12 protein-coding genes are annotated in these 14,854 nt (G+C 72.5%); 4 read left to right on the top strand and 8 right to left on the bottom strand.

What is annotated here, in order from left to right:
• Positions 1-39: 39 nt before the first annotated feature.
• Positions 40-981, top strand: a complete 942-nt coding sequence (locus tag ACIOMQ_RS20400) for a hypothetical protein (protein WP_402189728.1) — start codon at positions 40-42, stop codon at positions 979-981.
• Between the two features lie 103 nt (positions 982-1,084).
• Here ACIOMQ_RS20400 and ACIOMQ_RS20395 read toward each other — a convergent pair whose 3' ends face one another.
• From ACIOMQ_RS20395 to ACIOMQ_RS20375, 5 genes are all read right to left on the bottom strand, one after another.
• Entirely contained in the window at positions 1,085-2,602 is a 1,518-nt protein-coding gene (locus ACIOMQ_RS20395) for a phytoene desaturase family protein (RefSeq protein WP_402189726.1), read from the bottom strand.
• A gap of 30 nt (positions 2,603-2,632) precedes the next feature.
• Complete coding sequence (locus ACIOMQ_RS20390; protein ID WP_401264747.1) at positions 2,633-3,250, bottom strand: DUF4126 domain-containing protein; 618 nt, start codon at positions 3,248-3,250, stop codon at positions 2,633-2,635.
• 381 nt (positions 3,251-3,631) lie between these two features.
• Positions 3,632-4,243, bottom strand: a complete 612-nt coding sequence (locus tag ACIOMQ_RS20385) for a TetR/AcrR family transcriptional regulator (protein ID WP_362204540.1) — start codon at positions 4,241-4,243, stop codon at positions 3,632-3,634.
• Positions 4,244-4,272: 29 nt separating this feature from the next.
• Complete coding sequence (locus ACIOMQ_RS20380; RefSeq protein WP_401940682.1) at positions 4,273-6,360, bottom strand: YhgE/Pip family protein; 2,088 nt, start codon at positions 6,358-6,360, stop codon at positions 4,273-4,275.
• Positions 6,332-7,120 (bottom strand): ATP-binding cassette domain-containing protein, encoded by a 789-nt coding sequence (locus ACIOMQ_RS20375; RefSeq protein ID WP_402189723.1) that lies wholly within the window; start codon positions 7,118-7,120, stop codon positions 6,332-6,334. Before ACIOMQ_RS20375 ends, ACIOMQ_RS20380 begins: the two co-directional genes overlap by 29 nt.
• A gap of 167 nt (positions 7,121-7,287) precedes the next feature.
• On the opposite strand from ACIOMQ_RS20375, the gene ACIOMQ_RS20370 reads away from it, so the two are divergent.
• From ACIOMQ_RS20370 to ACIOMQ_RS20360, 3 genes are all read left to right on the top strand, one after another.
• A complete protein-coding gene (locus ACIOMQ_RS20370; protein WP_362204549.1) occupies positions 7,288-7,815 on the top strand; it encodes an SAV_6107 family HEPN domain-containing protein in 528 nt (175 codons plus the stop codon).
• A gap of 102 nt (positions 7,816-7,917) precedes the next feature.
• Complete coding sequence (locus tag ACIOMQ_RS20365) at positions 7,918-8,676, top strand: methyltransferase (protein ID WP_362204552.1); 759 nt, start codon at positions 7,918-7,920, stop codon at positions 8,674-8,676.
• Between the two features lie 321 nt (positions 8,677-8,997).
• Positions 8,998-9,390: a DUF3040 domain-containing protein gene (locus tag ACIOMQ_RS20360; RefSeq protein WP_362204555.1), complete on the top strand. Its 393-nt coding sequence runs from the start codon at positions 8,998-9,000 to the stop codon at positions 9,388-9,390.
• Positions 9,391-9,947: 557 nt separating this feature from the next.
• Here ACIOMQ_RS20360 and ACIOMQ_RS20355 read toward each other — a convergent pair.
• Genes ACIOMQ_RS20355 through ACIOMQ_RS20345 form a run of 3 tightly spaced genes read right to left on the bottom strand, consistent with a single transcriptional unit; the run spans position 9,948 to position 14,805 of the window.
• Positions 9,948-12,368: a DUF3488 and DUF4129 domain-containing transglutaminase family protein gene (locus ACIOMQ_RS20355; protein ID WP_402189721.1), complete on the bottom strand. Its 2,421-nt coding sequence runs from the start codon at positions 12,366-12,368 to the stop codon at positions 9,948-9,950.
• Complete coding sequence (locus tag ACIOMQ_RS20350) at positions 12,365-13,759, bottom strand: DUF58 domain-containing protein (RefSeq protein ID WP_401264732.1); 1,395 nt, start codon at positions 13,757-13,759, stop codon at positions 12,365-12,367. The genes ACIOMQ_RS20355 and ACIOMQ_RS20350 overlap by 4 nt, the downstream gene beginning before the upstream one ends.
• Entirely contained in the window at positions 13,759-14,805 is a 1,047-nt protein-coding gene (locus ACIOMQ_RS20345; RefSeq protein ID WP_362208370.1) for a MoxR family ATPase, read from the bottom strand. Before ACIOMQ_RS20345 ends, ACIOMQ_RS20350 begins: the two co-directional genes overlap by 1 nt.
• Positions 14,806-14,854: the final 49 nt, after the last annotated feature.

The raw sequence follows: 14,854 nt of genomic DNA, 5'->3' as shown, positions 1-14,854 counted from the left end.
GCCGCGATCCGGGGCGGGGGCCGTAGTGAGGGGGCGGGCATGGGCTGGACGGTCCTCTACATCGCGTTCGGAATCGTCGCGCTGTGGCTGCTCGGCGAGGTACTCCTGCAGTACAAGGCGCGCCTTCGCTGGCGGCTGCTCGCCTTCGCGGGCTTCGGCTGTGTGGTCGTCGGCGTGCTGATTCCGTCCGTGTTCGTCATCGTCGTCGGCACGATCGCGTTCGCGACCGGTCAGACGTACGTCACGCTGTCCTTCCGGCGCGGCTTCTCCACCGGCTGGGCGATAGGGGGCAGGCCCGGCGCGAGCCGTCGCCGCCGGGGCGGAAGCGGCCGGGAGAGCCGCAAGCCCACGCTCGAAGTGTCGGACCTGGAGACGGAGTACGACGCGCGAATCCCGGAGCAGGCCGACACCGCGGCGGCATCGTCCGCGGCACCGGCGGGCGCGGCACCGGGAGTTGCGGCGCCGGGGGCCGCGGTCTACGAGCCGGAGCCGCTGCCGGACGACACCGGGCAGTACGGCGTCTACAGCGGTCACCAGCGGCCGCGGCAGGGCCCGGACGGGCAGGCGGAACAGCAGCCGCAGTACGCCGCGTACGACCCCTATGCCGACCCCTCGTACTCGGCGCCGGACAGGGACTCCTTCGCCGGGCAGGGGCAGTACGACTACGGCACCGGCGAGCAGCAGTACGCCGCGTACTCCGACCCGTACATCGGGACCGGCACCACCGGCGGCTCCGCGCAGTACGCCTCGTACGACAGCTACGGCAATGGCTACGACAGCTACGGCGGCCAGCAGCAGTACGCCGCGGATCAGTACGCCCAGCAGCACCCCGAGACCCCGCCCGGCGGCGTCTGGGTGCCGCAGCAGCGCGAGGGCGAGCAGTACCCGCCCGCGCCGCCGGAGCAGCCCGCACAGCCCGCCCCGTACCCGAACGGCTACGCCAACGGCAACGGTTACGACGAGCAGCAGTACCGCTACTGACGACGGTCCGGCAGAGGCGGAGGGCCGCCGAAGGGACGGGGAGAGTGGCAGCCGTCGGGCGGGCCCGCCTCTCCGGTGGCGGGCACCTCCGCCCGCTTCTCCCTCACTGGGAGCCCCGGAACCCGTCCCCCTCGATGATCAGCCCGGCGACCAGCGCACCCGACATTCCCGCATGGGCGAGCCCGCCGCCCGGGTGCGACCAGCCGCCCGCGGTGTAGAGCCCCGGCAGCCGGGTGCGGTTGCCCGGATGCAGATACGCGCCCTGAGCCCCGGCGAGCGCGGGGGCGGGCACCGAGCCGCCCTCGGCTCCGGTGTCCGCCGCCGTCTCGGCCGGGGTCCGCACCTCGGCGTGGAGCAGCCGCTCCCGTATGTTCGGCACGACCGCGCCGGCCGCCTCGATCAGCGCGTCGGCGCACCGCTCGCGCAACGCCGTGTCCGTCCAGTCGACCGCGCCGTGCGGGGCGACCGTCGCGCTCAGCGTCACCGCCTCGTGCGCGTCGTCGGGGCGGGTCGACGGGTCGTCCGGGCGCAGCACCGTCACCGTGGGGCGGTCGGCGAGCCTGCCGCCGAACACCGCCTCGCGCTCCGCCGCGCCGTCCGCCGGGTGCACCAGGGTCCGGTGCACGGCATCCGCGGGCCGGGCGCCGCGCAGCGACAGCAGGACCAGGAACCGACCCGGCACCACCCCCTGCCCCGGCCGCGGCTGCACCGCCACGTCACCGTCCCGCCACAGCTCCTGACCGGGTACCAGGCCCGGATGCGGTCGGGCTCCCAGCACCACGTGGCCGGCCTCCGCGACCGTCCCGTCCACGAGCTCGACGCCCGCCGCCCGGCCGTCCTTCTCGACGACCCTGGCCACTTCGCCGCCGAAGACGAACTCCACCTTCCTGGCCAGGCACCGCTCGTACACCGCCTGCGCCAGGGCCCGGGTCCCGCCCCGGACGTACCAGCTGCCGAAGGTCTCCTCCATGTACGGCAGCAGGGCGGCCGCCGCCGGCGCGCGCAGCGGGTCGAGCCCGTACGACAGGGCGTACCCGTCGAGAAGCGTGGCCAGCCGGGGGTCCGGCAGCTCCCACGCGCCGATCTCCGCGACCGTGTCCGCCTGCCGGGCGGAGCGCAGCAGGCGGCGCTGCCGGAGCGCCGGGTACGGATCACGGCCGAGCACCTGCCAGTCGGAGCGCAGCGGCTCTTCGAGCAGCGGACGCCGGGACCGGTCCCAGGCGTCGCGAGCCCGGTCGAGGAACTCGCCCCAGGCCGCGCCCGCCCCGCCCCCGAGCGCGCTGTCGAGGGCGGAGACCACCCCGGCCCGCGACGCGTTCGGCAGCGAGACCGCCGTGCCGTCCGCGAAGACGTGGCGGCTCGCCGGATCGACCTGGGTCATGGTGACGCACCGCTCCAGCGGTTCCTTGCCCGTCTTCACGAACAAGTCCCGGTAGACCGCGGGCAGATGCAGCAGTGTGGGGCCGGTGTCGAAGGCGAAGCCCTCATGGGCGTACCGCCCGACCGAGCCGCCGAAGGTCCCGGACCGCTCGTACACCGTCACCCGGTGGCCTGCCACGGCGAGCCGGGCGGCCGCCGCCATCGCGCCCATCCCGGCGCCGATCACCGCAATACGTGCCATGTCAGTGACCTTAACGGCCACCGCCGACACTCAGTCCAGTGGCCAGTACGAACCGGCCCCGGCCAGGCGTTTCTCCTCGCGGCGCTGCGCCCTGCGGCGCAGGAAGCGGCGGATCCGGGAGACCAGGAAGACCAGCATCACCATGCCGAGCAGCAGCAGCGCCCCGGCGATGACCGCTGCCACCAGCGGATGGAATATCGCGAAGGTGACGATCCCCGCGACGCCCAGGTCCTCGGCCGTGCTCACCGCGACATTGCTGAACGGCTCGGGGGAGGTGTTGACCGCCATCCTGGTACCCGCCTTCACCAGGTGACTCATCAGCGCGGTGGAACCACCGACGGCCCCGGCCGCGAGCTCCGGCAGCGAACCGCTCTCCCCGGCCAGCAGCGCCGCCACGACGGCCCCGGCGACCGGCCTGATGACGGTGTGCGCCGAGTCCCAGACCGAGTCCACGTACGGGATCTTGTCCGCCACCACCTCGCACAGGAAGAGCACACCGGCCACGACGAGGACATCGGTGCGCTGCAACGACGCGGGCACCTCGTCGCTCAGACCGGTCGCGCCGAAGACACCGAGCAGCAGGACCACCGCGTAGGCGTTGATCCCGCTCGCCCAGCCGCTTGTGAACACCAGAGGGAGTACGGACACGCACGCGATCGTAACCAGACGGCGCGCGGCCCGGGGCGGGGATCGTTGCGCAGCCCTGAGTATCTGTACCTAGGCAGCGAGATGAGTAGCTGCGCGGATGGGTTCCGGGCTGCGCGGACGGGAGAGTGGAACCCACGGAGAGGGGCGCGGCACCGGCACCGCCGGCACGGGGCGGCGGAACGGATGCGGCCCTTCTCCTGAGCGGGGGAGCACGACGGAGAGCCCGAGGACCACGGGGGGAAACGGGGGGTCGCGGGGAAACGCTCTTCGGCAGCACGGGGGACGCCGGTCCGGCGCAGGCTCGGGGGGATCGAGCCTCACCGGACCGGCGTCTTCGCGTGTCCGTGCGACGGGCCGCGGGAGCGGCCCCCGCCGCCGGGATCAGCGTCCGCTGACCCGCCCGTGCAGCAGCAGCGACAGCGCCGAGTGCACATCGTCGATCGACCGCTCCGGCTGGAACGCCTGCCAGTCCAGGGCGGCCACCAGCACCATGCCGACCAGCGCGGCAGCCGTCAGCGGGATGTCGATCTCCTCGCTGAGCTCGCCGCTCTCCACCCCCTCGCGCAGCACCCCCTCGACCACGGCGACGGCCTCCTGACGCACCACCAGGAGGGTGCCCTGCCAGGCCCGGTTGGTGCGCCACAGCTCGGCGACGTACAGCTGGGTGAAGGCCGGGTAGCGGTCGATGAAGGCCAGACCGGCCCTGATCATCGCGTCCAGGGCCTCGACCCTGCTGCCGCCGCGCTCCCCGGTCTCCTCGGCCGCGGAGCGCAGCGATGCCGTGAGCAGCCCGACGCCGTGGCGCAGCAACTCCTCGAAGAGCTCGGTCTTGCTCTTGAAGTTGTAGTAGACCGTGCCCTTGGCGACCCCGGCGCGCTCGGCGATCTCGTCCACCGTGGTCGCGGAGAAGCCCTTCTCGGCGATGAGAGTCACGGCCGCCTCGTAGAGCTTCTGCCGGGTGGCCTGGCGGCGCGTGGTGCTACTGCTTTCCATGCCCCTGATTCTCACAGGTCCGGACCCGCTCACAGGCTCAGCTCCGGATGAAGCCGGTCCAGGGTCCACACCTGCTTGCGGCGTGCGGCGACGGCGGTCAGGGCGAGCGCCCCGGCGGTGAAGGCCAGCAGCACCGCGCTGCCCTGCCAGACCGGGCCGAGGCCGCCGCCCGTGATCAGCCGCCGCAGCCCCTCGACGACGTAACTCATCGGCAGGTAGGGGTGGATCGCGTTGAAGAATCCGGGGCTGGTCTGGACGGGATACGTACCTCCGGCCGAGGTCAGCTGGAGCATCAGCACCGCCAGCACGAGGATGCGTCCCGCAGCCCCGAACCGGGCGTTGAGCCACTGCACGATCGCCGCGAAGCAGCAGGTCACCAGCGCGAGGAAGCCGATCGTCCCGGCGGCACGGGCCATTTGCAGCCCGAGCCCCCAGTGCAGTACGGCCATCAGGGCGGCCACCTGCAGCAGTCCGATCGCGGCCACCGGCAGCCATCCGGCGAAGGCGATCCGCCAGGCGGACGCCCCGGCGGCGAGTGCGCGCCGGTTGAGCGGCTGGATCAGCATGTACGCCACCATCGCGCCGACCCAGAGGGAGAGCGGGATGAAGTAAGGGGCGAAGCCGGTGCCGTAGTTGGGGGCCGCGTGCAGCGACTTGGAGGCCAGCTGCACCGGATCGGCCATGACCTCCGTACGCGCGTCGCGGTCCTTCTTGTCGTAGTCGGGGATCTTGCCGACACCGTCGTTGAGCCCCTCGGCGAGAGTGGCCGAGCCGTCACCGAGCCGGATCAGCCCGCCGTCCAGATCGGTCGCGCCCTTCCTGAGGTTGCTCACGCCGTTGTCCAGGTCGGCGGAGCCCGTCCTGGCCGTGGCCAGGCCGGTGTGCAGTTCGTTCGCTCCCTTGGCGACCTTGTGGGCACCGGTGTTGAGCGCGTTGACCTTCTCCACGGCGGACTTCAGGTCCTCGTCCAGGCGCGGTGCGCTCCCGGCCAGGTCGTTGGCCTGCTGCCGCAGCGCGGTCAGCTGGGCGCGCAGCTTCTTCAGGTCGCCGTTCTGGTTCGTGACCAGCACATTCACATCGTCGGCGACCTTCGCGACGTCGGCCGCCGCTGTCTTCGCGCGCTTCAGCGGCGGGCAGGTGGTGGGGTCGGCCGGCGACTGCTCGGTGCAGCTGGTGCGGTAGACCTCGGTCAGTTCGTCGGAGGCCGTGTGGGCGGCGGTGGCCGCGGTGGGGGCCGACTTCACCAGCAGGTCGAGGTTGTCCCGTACGGTCTGCGAGGAGTCCGCGACCAGTCGGGCGGTGTCGCCGATGGACTTGCCGTTGTCCTTCAGGAACGGACGGACGTCGGCTGCCACGCCGTTGACCTTGTCGGCGAGCAGCTGGGTGCCGTCGGCGACCTGCCGGGAGCCGGATTCCAGGTCGCCGGCGCCCTTGTTCAGTTTGACTATCCCGCCGGCCAGATTGCTGCTGCCGTTTTTGGCGTCCTTCAGCCCGTCCGCGAGATCCTGCGACCCCTTCTTCGCCTTGCCGATGCCGCCCTTGAGGTCGTCGGCGCCCTTGGCCGCCTTCGCCGTGGCGTCGTGGAGGTCGGAGAAGTTGATGAAGATCCGGTCGAGGAAGCCGCGTGAGGCGTTGGTCGACGCGGCGGTGCGCACTTCGGAGAACACCGACCGGGAGATCTGCCCGACGATGTAGTTGTTGGCGTCGTTGGTCCGCACCTGGAGCGCGCCGGTCTCGGGGGAGCCGCCCGAACTGGAGGCGATCCGCTTGCTGAAGTCCGACGGCATGGTGAGCGAGAGGTAGTACGTACCGTCCTCGACGCCCTTGTGGGCCTCGGCGGAACTCACCTCGTGCCACTCGAAGGTCTTGGAGTCGAGGAGCTTGCCGGTGATCTCGTCGCCGGCCGCGATGTGCTTGCCGGCGGCGGTGGCGCCCTTGTCGTTGTTGACGAGTGCGACCGGGATCTTGTCGAGGCGGCCGTACGGGTCCCAGAAGGAACACAGGTACAGGGCGCCGTAGAGCAGCGGCAGCAGCAGGAGCGCGATCAGTGCGGCGACCGGCAGCTTCCCCCTGCCGAAACGCCTCAGCTCAAGCGCGGCCAGTCTCGGCGAACGCATCGGCCGGTTCCTCCTCGGTCGTGGTCTCCTCGGCCGCGGCATCCTGTGTGTGCGCCGGCGAGGCCGTGGTGTCGGTACGTACGGTGATGGCGTCCTCGGGTGCCTGGCTGCACACGGCCAGTACGGTCGTGCCTCCGCCGGCGATGGACCGCAGCAGCTCCCAGGCCTCGGCGCGTTCGGCGTCGGAGAGCTTGAGATCGGTGTCGTCCACCGCGAGCAGCCGGGGCCGGCCGATCAGCGCGAGGGCGATGGACAGCCGCAGCGCCTCCAGCCGTTCCAGATCCCGTACGGAGGTCCGCTCGGCCTTGGGCAGGGTGGCGGGGTCGAGCCCGGCGGCTTCCAGCGCCGCGTCGATCCGTCCCCGTGCGGCGGCGACGCGCTCGGCGCGGGGACGCAGCAGAGCGCGCAGCGAACCGTCGAAGCGGTGCTGCAGCAGCGCCCGCTCGCGCAGGTGCTCGGCGACGGTGAAGGCCGGGTCGAGCTCGCTGACCCCGGTCACCGGGCCCAGTGCGCTGATGCGGCGTACGGCGGCCATCTTGCGCGGCAGGCGCAGTCCGCCGATCTCCGCCCGGCCCTCGGTGGGGCGCATCCGGCCGGTGAGGGCGAGCAGCAGGCAGGTGCGGCCGGAGCCGGACGGGCCCTCGACGGCCACCAGCGCTCCGGGCCCGGCCTGGATGTCCACGCCCCGGAAGGCCCAGCCGCGCGGTCCCTTGAGCCCGAAATCCTCGGCGGTGACAGCTGCCCCGTGCGGGCTGTCCACAGACTCCCCCTTGTTTTGAACTGACCGGTCAGTTCAAAAATGTAGCCCGAACTCGCGATCGAAGCAAAAGAGCAGGTCAGGGGAGGGGCGAGATCGATTGTCAGTGGTGCCCGCCACGATGGATGCATACGGCCACGGAGCCGTTGCACGAGACAGGAGGTTTCGTCATGGCCCACTCGTCCGCAGCAGCCGCACCGCGGCGCCGCGCAGACGGCCCTGCTCCCTCACTGACCGGCCCGGCAAGCGATGTCCATCCCGTTCCGCGCCGCACCACGGCGCCGCCCGCCGCACTCGATCTGCTCGCCCAGGCCCGCACCGGCCTCGACGAGGCCGCCGTTCTCGACGTTCCGAACGAGCGGTATGCCACCGCCCACCTCGCCGCGCTGCGCACCGCCGCCGCCGTGCTCGCCGCGCGGGGTCGCCCCGAAACCTCCAGGCGCCGCCGTGAGCGGATCCGCAGCGCCTGGGAGGTCCTCCCGGAAATAGCTCCCGAACTGACCGAATGGAGCGCGCTGTTCGCCTCCGGCGCCCGCCGCAGGGCCCGCGCGGAAGCCGGCATACCGGGCGCGGCCAGTCGGCGGGACGCCGACGACCTGCTGCGCGACGCGGGGATGTTCCTGCGCCTGGTCGAGCGGCTGCTGATGCTTCAGCCGGTGCTCCCACAAGCCCGGAAGGAGCGGCCCGACGCGGGATGACGGCGACGGCGGCGCGAGGCAATAGGGTGGACAGCACCTGTACCACCTGCACTGTTCACGCTCCGCCGTCAGTGGCGGCACCGTGCCGAGGAGTCATCTGCCGTGTCGGACCAGCTGCGCCCCCGCGCCTCCCTCCGTACCGCCGTGGTCTGGGAGGTCCTGAAGGACGCCCTCGACCATCAGGTCAAGGCGACCGGCAGGGACGCCCTGGATGTTCTGGACACCGGCGGCGGCACCGGCAACTTCGCGGTCCCGGTGGCCCGTCTCGGCCACCGGGTCACCGTCGTCGACCCCAGCCCGAACGCGCTCTTCGCCCTGGAGCGCCGCGCCGCCGAGGCCGGGGTGGCCGATCGGGTCCGCGGGGTCCAGGGCGACATCCACGGCCTGTTCGACGTGGTCGGGCGCGGCGGTTACGACGCGGTGCTGTGCCACGGAGTCCTGGAGTACGTGGACGACCCCGCCGAGGGTGTGCGCAACGCGGTCGAGGCGCTCCGCCCGGCGGGTGCGCTCAGCCTGCTCGCCGCCGGGCTCGGCGGCGCCGTCCTGGCCCGGGCGCTCGCCGGACACTTCACCGAGGCCCGGCAGGCGCTCGGCGACCCGGCGGGCCGCTGGGGCGCGGGTGACCCGGTACCCCGGCGCTACACCGCGGAGCAGCTCACCGAGCTGGTCTCCGCCGCCGATGTGGAAGTCGGCGCGGTCCACGGCGTACGGGTCTTCGCCGACCTCGTCCCCGGGGTCCTGGTGGACACCGAGCCCGGTGCCGTGGACGCCCTGCTCAAGCTGGAGGCGGCCGCGGCCGAGCTGCCCGCCTTCCACTCCGTCGCGACGCAGCTGCACGTACTGGGCACGAAGCGCGCCTGAGGTGTTCCGGGCGCGAAGCACGGCCGAGCACGGCAGCGGGCGACTGGTAGCGCGGCTGTAGCACGTTTGATCAGGGGCGCAGCCGCAGATGGAGTACGGCCCGGGACCCCCGATCGGGGGCTTCGCCCCGTATGATCGGGGGACACCATCCGGCATGACGGATCGGAGGTTGGGGAATCTACGCCTCAGCAGCTGAGCCGTCGTGGCGGCCCGGACTGGCTGATTGGCAAAAGAGGGCGGGTTTCACGGGGGCGATTCCCTGCCTATCCTGGAAGGGCCGCATACCGGCCGCCCCCCGCGGCCGACGACGAGGAGGACTCCGTGCCGCTCTCGGAGCACGAGCAGCGAATGCTCGAGCAAATGGAGCGAGCGCTGTACGCCGAAGATCCCAAGTTCGCGACAGCGCTCGAGGGAAGCGGACTGCGTACGTACACCCGGCGACGGGTCTACCAGGCGGTCGCAGGCTTCCTGGTGGGTATCGCGCTCCTCATGGCCGGAATGGTCGCCCAGCAGATCTGGATCAGCGTGGTGGGGTTCCTCGTCATGCTCGGCTGTGCGGTCCTTGCGGTCACCGGTTGGCGCAAGGCGCCCAAGCCGGGCGAGCGACAGGCAGCCGGAGGCGGCGGCGACAGCCGTCGGCCCAGGCAGCGCCGGACCGTGATGAACCGGATCGAGCAGCGGTGGCAGCGCCGCCGTGACGAGCAGGGCCAATAGGGCCCCGGAGAATCTTTGCGTGAGGGGCGGCCGCGGTTTCGCGGCCGCCCCTCACGCATGCCCGGGTCCGGCCGGACCGGCCGATCCCAGCCGTCCGGGTCGGTCCCGGGGGAAGGCCGGGCCCGTCTGCCGCTCACAGGCGGTCCCAGGGAAAGGCCGGGCCCGTCTCTGCTGCTCACAGGCGATCCCCTCGGCCAGTAGTCCCTTCGGCTGTCCCGGCGAGGGGAAGTGGACCCTCGGCTGTCCCGGCGCGAGCGGCCGACGGGCCCGCGAGAGGCTGCCGACGAGGCACGGGGAACGCCAGGCGGCCCGTCGACGCGCCGGTGGACGGAAGGCGAGCGGGTGGCCGGGCGGTCCGGTCCGATTGCCTGCCTGCCTGCCTGCCTGCCTGCCTGCCTGCCTGCCCGGCCTGCCTGGCCTGCGTGCCTGCCCGGCCGACCGGTCCGTTCGGGGATCGAGGACGGAGGCGGGCCGCAGGCCCACGCCTCTCCCGTCACCTCCTGCCGGGCGGGAGAGGCGCACCCTGCTTGCGGGCATCCCGCTCAGGTTCCTCCCGCTCACCCCTGCTGGCGGGACGGCCGTCGCAGCCAAAGCGTCCACCGTTCCCGGCCCCACCGCGCCGCCCACCTGCCGGTGAACGCCGTCCAGCGGTCGGCCGTCGCCCAGGCCACTCGAATGGCCGAGCGCGGTGCCACGACCGCGCGAACCCGGGCGAACCGGCCGGCCGATGCCCGCAGACCCGCCCGTACCGCCTCCACGTCCTCCGCGAGCCCGGTACCCGACCGGGGCACCGGGGCGTAGAGCACCTGCTCCACCGCCCCCGCCACCCGGTGCACCGCGGCGGCCCCGTCGGATTCGAGCTGCCCCAGCCGCACCACCTGGGCCGCTGCCTTCCGCGGCGTCAGGGAGTCGTCCGGCCCGATGCCGTGGTCCCACGCCGTATCGATGATCTCCCCCCAGGCCGCCAGCGTTCTGGCCGTCGCGTCCGCCGGTGTCCGCCCTGCGGAGAAGCCCAGCCTGTGCTTGCGTACCCGAAGTCGCCAGAGCAGTGGCAGCAGCGGCAGTATCAGGATCACCAGCGCTCCCAGAACCACCCCGAGAACGGCGCCCGTGGGCGTCCCGGAATCCGTGGGGGCCGCCACTCCCGGCGCCGCCGAGCTGCCGCACTCGCCCTGCTTGCGCATCTGGGCCGGGCAGTCGTCCGCGACGGACGGGGCGACCGTCGGAGCGGCCGAGGGGCCCTTCTCCGGTTGCGCCGGATCGGCCGTGTCGCCCGTCGGGGCGTCGGGCTGGGTGTAGGACGGGGCGGTACCCCGCGTCGGCGTCGGCTCGAAACGGGTCCATCCGACACCCTCGAAGTACAGCTCAGGCCAGGCGTGCGCGTCGCGCAGCCCCACCGACATCGAACCGTTCGACTGCTGGGTGCCGGGAGTGAAGCCCACCGCGACCCGGGCCGGAATGCCCAGCGTCCGCGCCATCGCGGCCATCGTGAACGAGAAGTGGACACAGAATCCCCGCTTCTCCTTCAGGAACCGGCCGATCGCCGCGCTCCCGGTGCCCGAGTTCACCGACGTGTCGTAGCTGAAGCCGCCCTCCGAGGCGAAGAAGTTCTGCAGCTTCACCGCGCGCTCGTAATCGTTGCTCGCACCCTCTGTCACCCGGTCCGCGGTCTGTCCGACCACCTTCGGCAGGGAGTCGGGAACGCGGGTGTACTCGCGCTGCAGAGCGGCCGGCGCGGCACCTGCCGCGGCGAGCTGATCGGCGGTCGGCCGGACCACCAGGCTGGAGACCTGGTACTGCGCACCGCGGGTCGTCTCCCCGCCGTCACCGACGAGGGTCCGCCCCGTCGGCTCGTACCGCCAGCGTCCGCCGATTCTGACCTCGGTCGCGGGGTAGGGGAGCGGCAGATAGGTCTGCTGGTAGGAGCGGGACGCGGAGATGTTCGAGCTGATCTCCGTGACCATGACGTCCGGGCCGAGCCCCTCCGGGGCCGGGAGCCGCTTCGGCACCCCCTTCAGCCGACGCGTGGAGGGCCGCCACTCGTTCCCGTTGAACTGGTCCAGAGCCAGGATCCGCAGATAGAAGTCCTGCGGGTCGGCGGAATTGGTGCGGTAGGACATCACCTCCCGGTTCTCCGGCTGGTTCAGATTGTTCTGCAACGAGACCAGGGGGTTCACCGCGGAGATGGTGCCGCCACCTCCCTTGCCGCCCCCGCCGCCCGTACCGGCCAGCAGACCGCTGTCGAGTGCGGGCAGCGCCGCCGGTACGAACAGCGAGATCCCCAGCGCCAGCGCGCCGATGCGGCGTCCGGTACGGACCGGGGCCGTCGGGCGGCCGTCGGAAATCGCCGCACCGACCGCCGGACCGCCCCGGGAGCCGGCCGCGCCGCTGAAGACCCGCCCCCACTGGGAGAGCCGGTCCCGGCCCTCGGCCAGCAGGAGCAGCAGATAGCCACCGGCCGCGAGCAGGAACCAGAGCCAGTCCGCTCCGCCCTCGGAGAGTCCCGCGGCGACGGAGTACAGGGCGAGCAGCGGCAGACCGGCCGGGGCCGCGCTGCGGAACGTCACAGCGAGGGCGTCCACGACCAGGCCGACCAGCAGGACACCGCCGATCAGTATCAGCCGGATGCCGTCCGTCACGGGTGCCGGAGCCGCGTATCTGCTGACATCGTCGGCGCCCGACGCCAGCAGGTGTGCGAGCCGCTGGACGGCCTCCGGACCGGGCAGGACGCCGATCAGCGCCTGCTCCCTGGCGAAGACCACGGTCAGCAGGACCAGCATGGCCACCGCCTGCGCCGCGACGATCAGCATCCGGGGCACGGGCGCCCGGCGGGCGAGCGCGCCCATCCCGCTCTGGACCCCCAGCAGGAACGCCGTCTGCAGGATCCACCCGGCCGGCTCGACCAGCGGCAGCATCGAGCCCGCCGCCATCAACGTCGCCGCGAAGGCGCACAGCGTCAGCCGACCACGACCGCTCATGACCATCCCCCGGAGAAACCCGTCGTGCCGCCTGTGGCGTCGCCGGCGCCGGCGGACCGAGCCGTCACGCCCGGATGCCCCGCAGCCTGCTGCCAGTAGTGGGCGAGACCCGTCCCAGGTGTCACCGCCACCGCTGTCCAGCCCGATTCGCGCAGCATCCGAAGCCGCTGCTCGAACGCCGTGTCCGCCCCTGCGGGCGGGACGTCGTCATGCGCCCAGGCCGAGCTGTCCAGTACGAACGCGACGGCGCCGCCACTGCGCTGCCGCATCCTGGCCGCCACCGCCGCCTGCTCCTCGTCCAGATCGCCGAAGAACGCGATCAGCAGCCCCTCGTTGCCGCCGCGCAGCACGTCGTACGCGCGCGACAGGCCGCCCCCGTCGGAGTGGTCGACCACTGCCAGGGTGTCCATCATCAGCCCCGCGGAGTCGGCCGACTCCTGCGTCGACCCGGCGAAGCCTCCCTCGCCCTCGCCCGGAACGGCGTTCCCTTCGTCGGTCAGCAGCCGGACGGCGAAGCCGCGCTCCAGCATGTGCACCAGCGCGGACGCGGCCCCGGACACCGCCCACTCGAAGGCGGAGTCGGGCCCCGCCCCCTGATGGGCGATCCGCCGGGTGTCCAGCAGCACCGTGCACCGGGCCCGCTGCGGCTGCTCCTCGCGGCGCACCATCAGCTCGCCGTAGCGCGCGGTGGATCGCCAGTGGACGCGGCGCAGATCGTCGCCGTGCCGGTATCCGCGCGGAATCACGTCGTCGTCACCGGCCAGCGCCAGGGAACGCTGCCGTCCCTCGCCGTACCCCGAGGCCTCGCCCGCCAGCCGCACCGGGGGCAGCGGCTCGGTCCGCGGAATGACGACGAGGGTGTCGTACGCGCTGAACGAACGGGTCAGCTCGCACATCCCGAACGGATCGTTCAGCCGCAGCTGCAGCGGTCCCAGCGGATAGCGCCCGCGCAGATCCGACCGCACCCGGTAGGACACCTCGCGACGGCCGCCCGCCTCCACCCGGTCCAGCACGAACCGGGGCCGCGGCCCGAGCACATAGGGCACCCGGTCCTGCAGCATCAGCAGCCCGGTCGGCAGCCGGGACACGTTCTCCATCCGCAGATGGACCCGCGCCTCCGTGCCCGCCGGGACCCGGGACGGCGAGAGCCGCCTGGTGCCCGTGACCCGGTAGCGGGTACGGACGAGCACCACCACGCAGACCAGCGGCAGCGCGGCGAGCAGCAGCCCGACCCGCAGCAGGTCCGCCTGGCCCAGCACGTAGGCGCAGACCGCCGCGGCGGCACCGGCCGCGAGGAAGGACCGCCCACGCGTGGTCAGCCCGCTCAGAGCGGCCCGCAGACCGCCCCTGTCGTCGCCGTCGTCCATCGCGGCCGGCCCCCCGGCGGCCATCACACCCGCCGTACGCCGGACTGCGGCCGGCCGTTCACCGGCCGGCCCGGGTGGTGCTGGGGCTGCACCTGGGCGCCGCCGTCGGCGGTCGGCACCGGTGTCTGCTGGAGGATCTCCAGCACGACCTGCTCGGCGGTACGGCGGTTCAGCTGGGCCTGTGCCGTCGGCAGCAGCCGGTGTGCGAGCACCGGGACCGCCAGCGCCTGCACATCGTCCGGCAGGCAGTAGTCCCGGCCGCTCAGCGCCGCGGAGGCCTTCGCCGCGCGCAGCAGATGAAGGGTGGCCCGCGGTGAGGCGCCGAGCCTGAGATCGGGGTGGCTGCGGGTGGCCGCGACGAGCTCCACCGCGTACCGCCGCACGGCTTCGGCCACATGGACCGTCCGTACCGCGTCGATCAGCTTCACGATGTCGTGGGCGTGGGCCACCGGCTGCAGATCGTCGAGCGGCGGGATCCCGCCGTGCACATCGAGCATCCGCAGCTCGGCGTCCGCACTCGGATAGCCGATCGACACCCGCGCCATGAACCGGTCGCGCTGGGCCTCGGGCAGCGGATAGGTGCCCTCCATCTCCACCGGGTTCTGGGTGGCCACCACCATGAACGGGTCGGGCAGCTCGTACGTGTGCCCGTCGATGGTGACCTGGCGCTCCTCCATCGACTCCAGCAGCGCCGACTGGGTCTTCGGCGATGCCCGGTTGATCTCGTCGCCGATCACGATCTGGGCGAAGATCGCGCCCGGCTTGAACTCGAAGTCGCGTCGCTGCTGGTCGAAGATGGACACACCGGTGATGTCCGAGGGCAGCAGGTCCGGTGTGAACTGGATGCGCCGCACCGAGCAGTCGATGGACCGTGCCAGGGCCTTCGCCAGCATCGTCTTGCCGACGCCGGGCACATCCTCGATGAGGAGATGCCCCTCCGCCAGCAGTACGGTCAGCGAAAGCCGTACGACCTCGGGCTTGCCCTCGATCACGCTCTCCACCGACCTGCGCACCCGCTCCGCAGTCGTGGTCAGATCTGTGAGGCTCGCTCGATCGTCATAGGTCGTCACCCGGCCCTCCTCGGCCCTGCCCCACGCTCACCAGGAGCAGGGGATTCCC

The organism is Streptomyces sp. NPDC087845 (assembly GCF_044742755.1).
Classification (GTDB): Bacteria; Actinomycetota; Actinomycetes; order Streptomycetales; family Streptomycetaceae; genus Streptomyces.
The sequence above is the reverse complement of the archived record's forward strand: the minus strand, read 5'-3'. Positions and strand labels throughout refer to the sequence as shown.

Excerpts from the sequence above, each read along its gene's own strand:
- ACIOMQ_RS20380 (WP_401940682.1), bottom strand. The coding sequence starts at position 6,360 with ATGCGTTCGCCGAGACTGGCCGCGCTTGAGCTGAGGCGTTTCGGCAGG.
- ACIOMQ_RS20355 (WP_402189721.1), bottom strand. The coding sequence starts at position 12,368 with ATGAGCGGTCGTGGTCGGCTGACGCTGTGCGCCTTCGCGGCGACGTTG.
- ACIOMQ_RS20370 (WP_362204549.1), top strand. The coding sequence starts at position 7,288 with ATGGCCCACTCGTCCGCAGCAGCCGCACCGCGGCGCCGCGCAGACGGC.
- ACIOMQ_RS20395 (WP_402189726.1), bottom strand. The coding sequence starts at position 2,602 with ATGGCACGTATTGCGGTGATCGGCGCCGGGATGGGCGCGATGGCGGCG.
- ACIOMQ_RS20400 (WP_402189728.1), top strand. The coding sequence starts at position 40 with ATGGGCTGGACGGTCCTCTACATCGCGTTCGGAATCGTCGCGCTGTGG.
- ACIOMQ_RS20385 (WP_362204540.1), bottom strand. The coding sequence starts at position 4,243 with ATGGAAAGCAGTAGCACCACGCGCCGCCAGGCCACCCGGCAGAAGCTC.
- ACIOMQ_RS20350 (WP_401264732.1), bottom strand. The coding sequence starts at position 13,759 with ATGGCCGCCGGGGGGCCGGCCGCGATGGACGACGGCGACGACAGGGGC.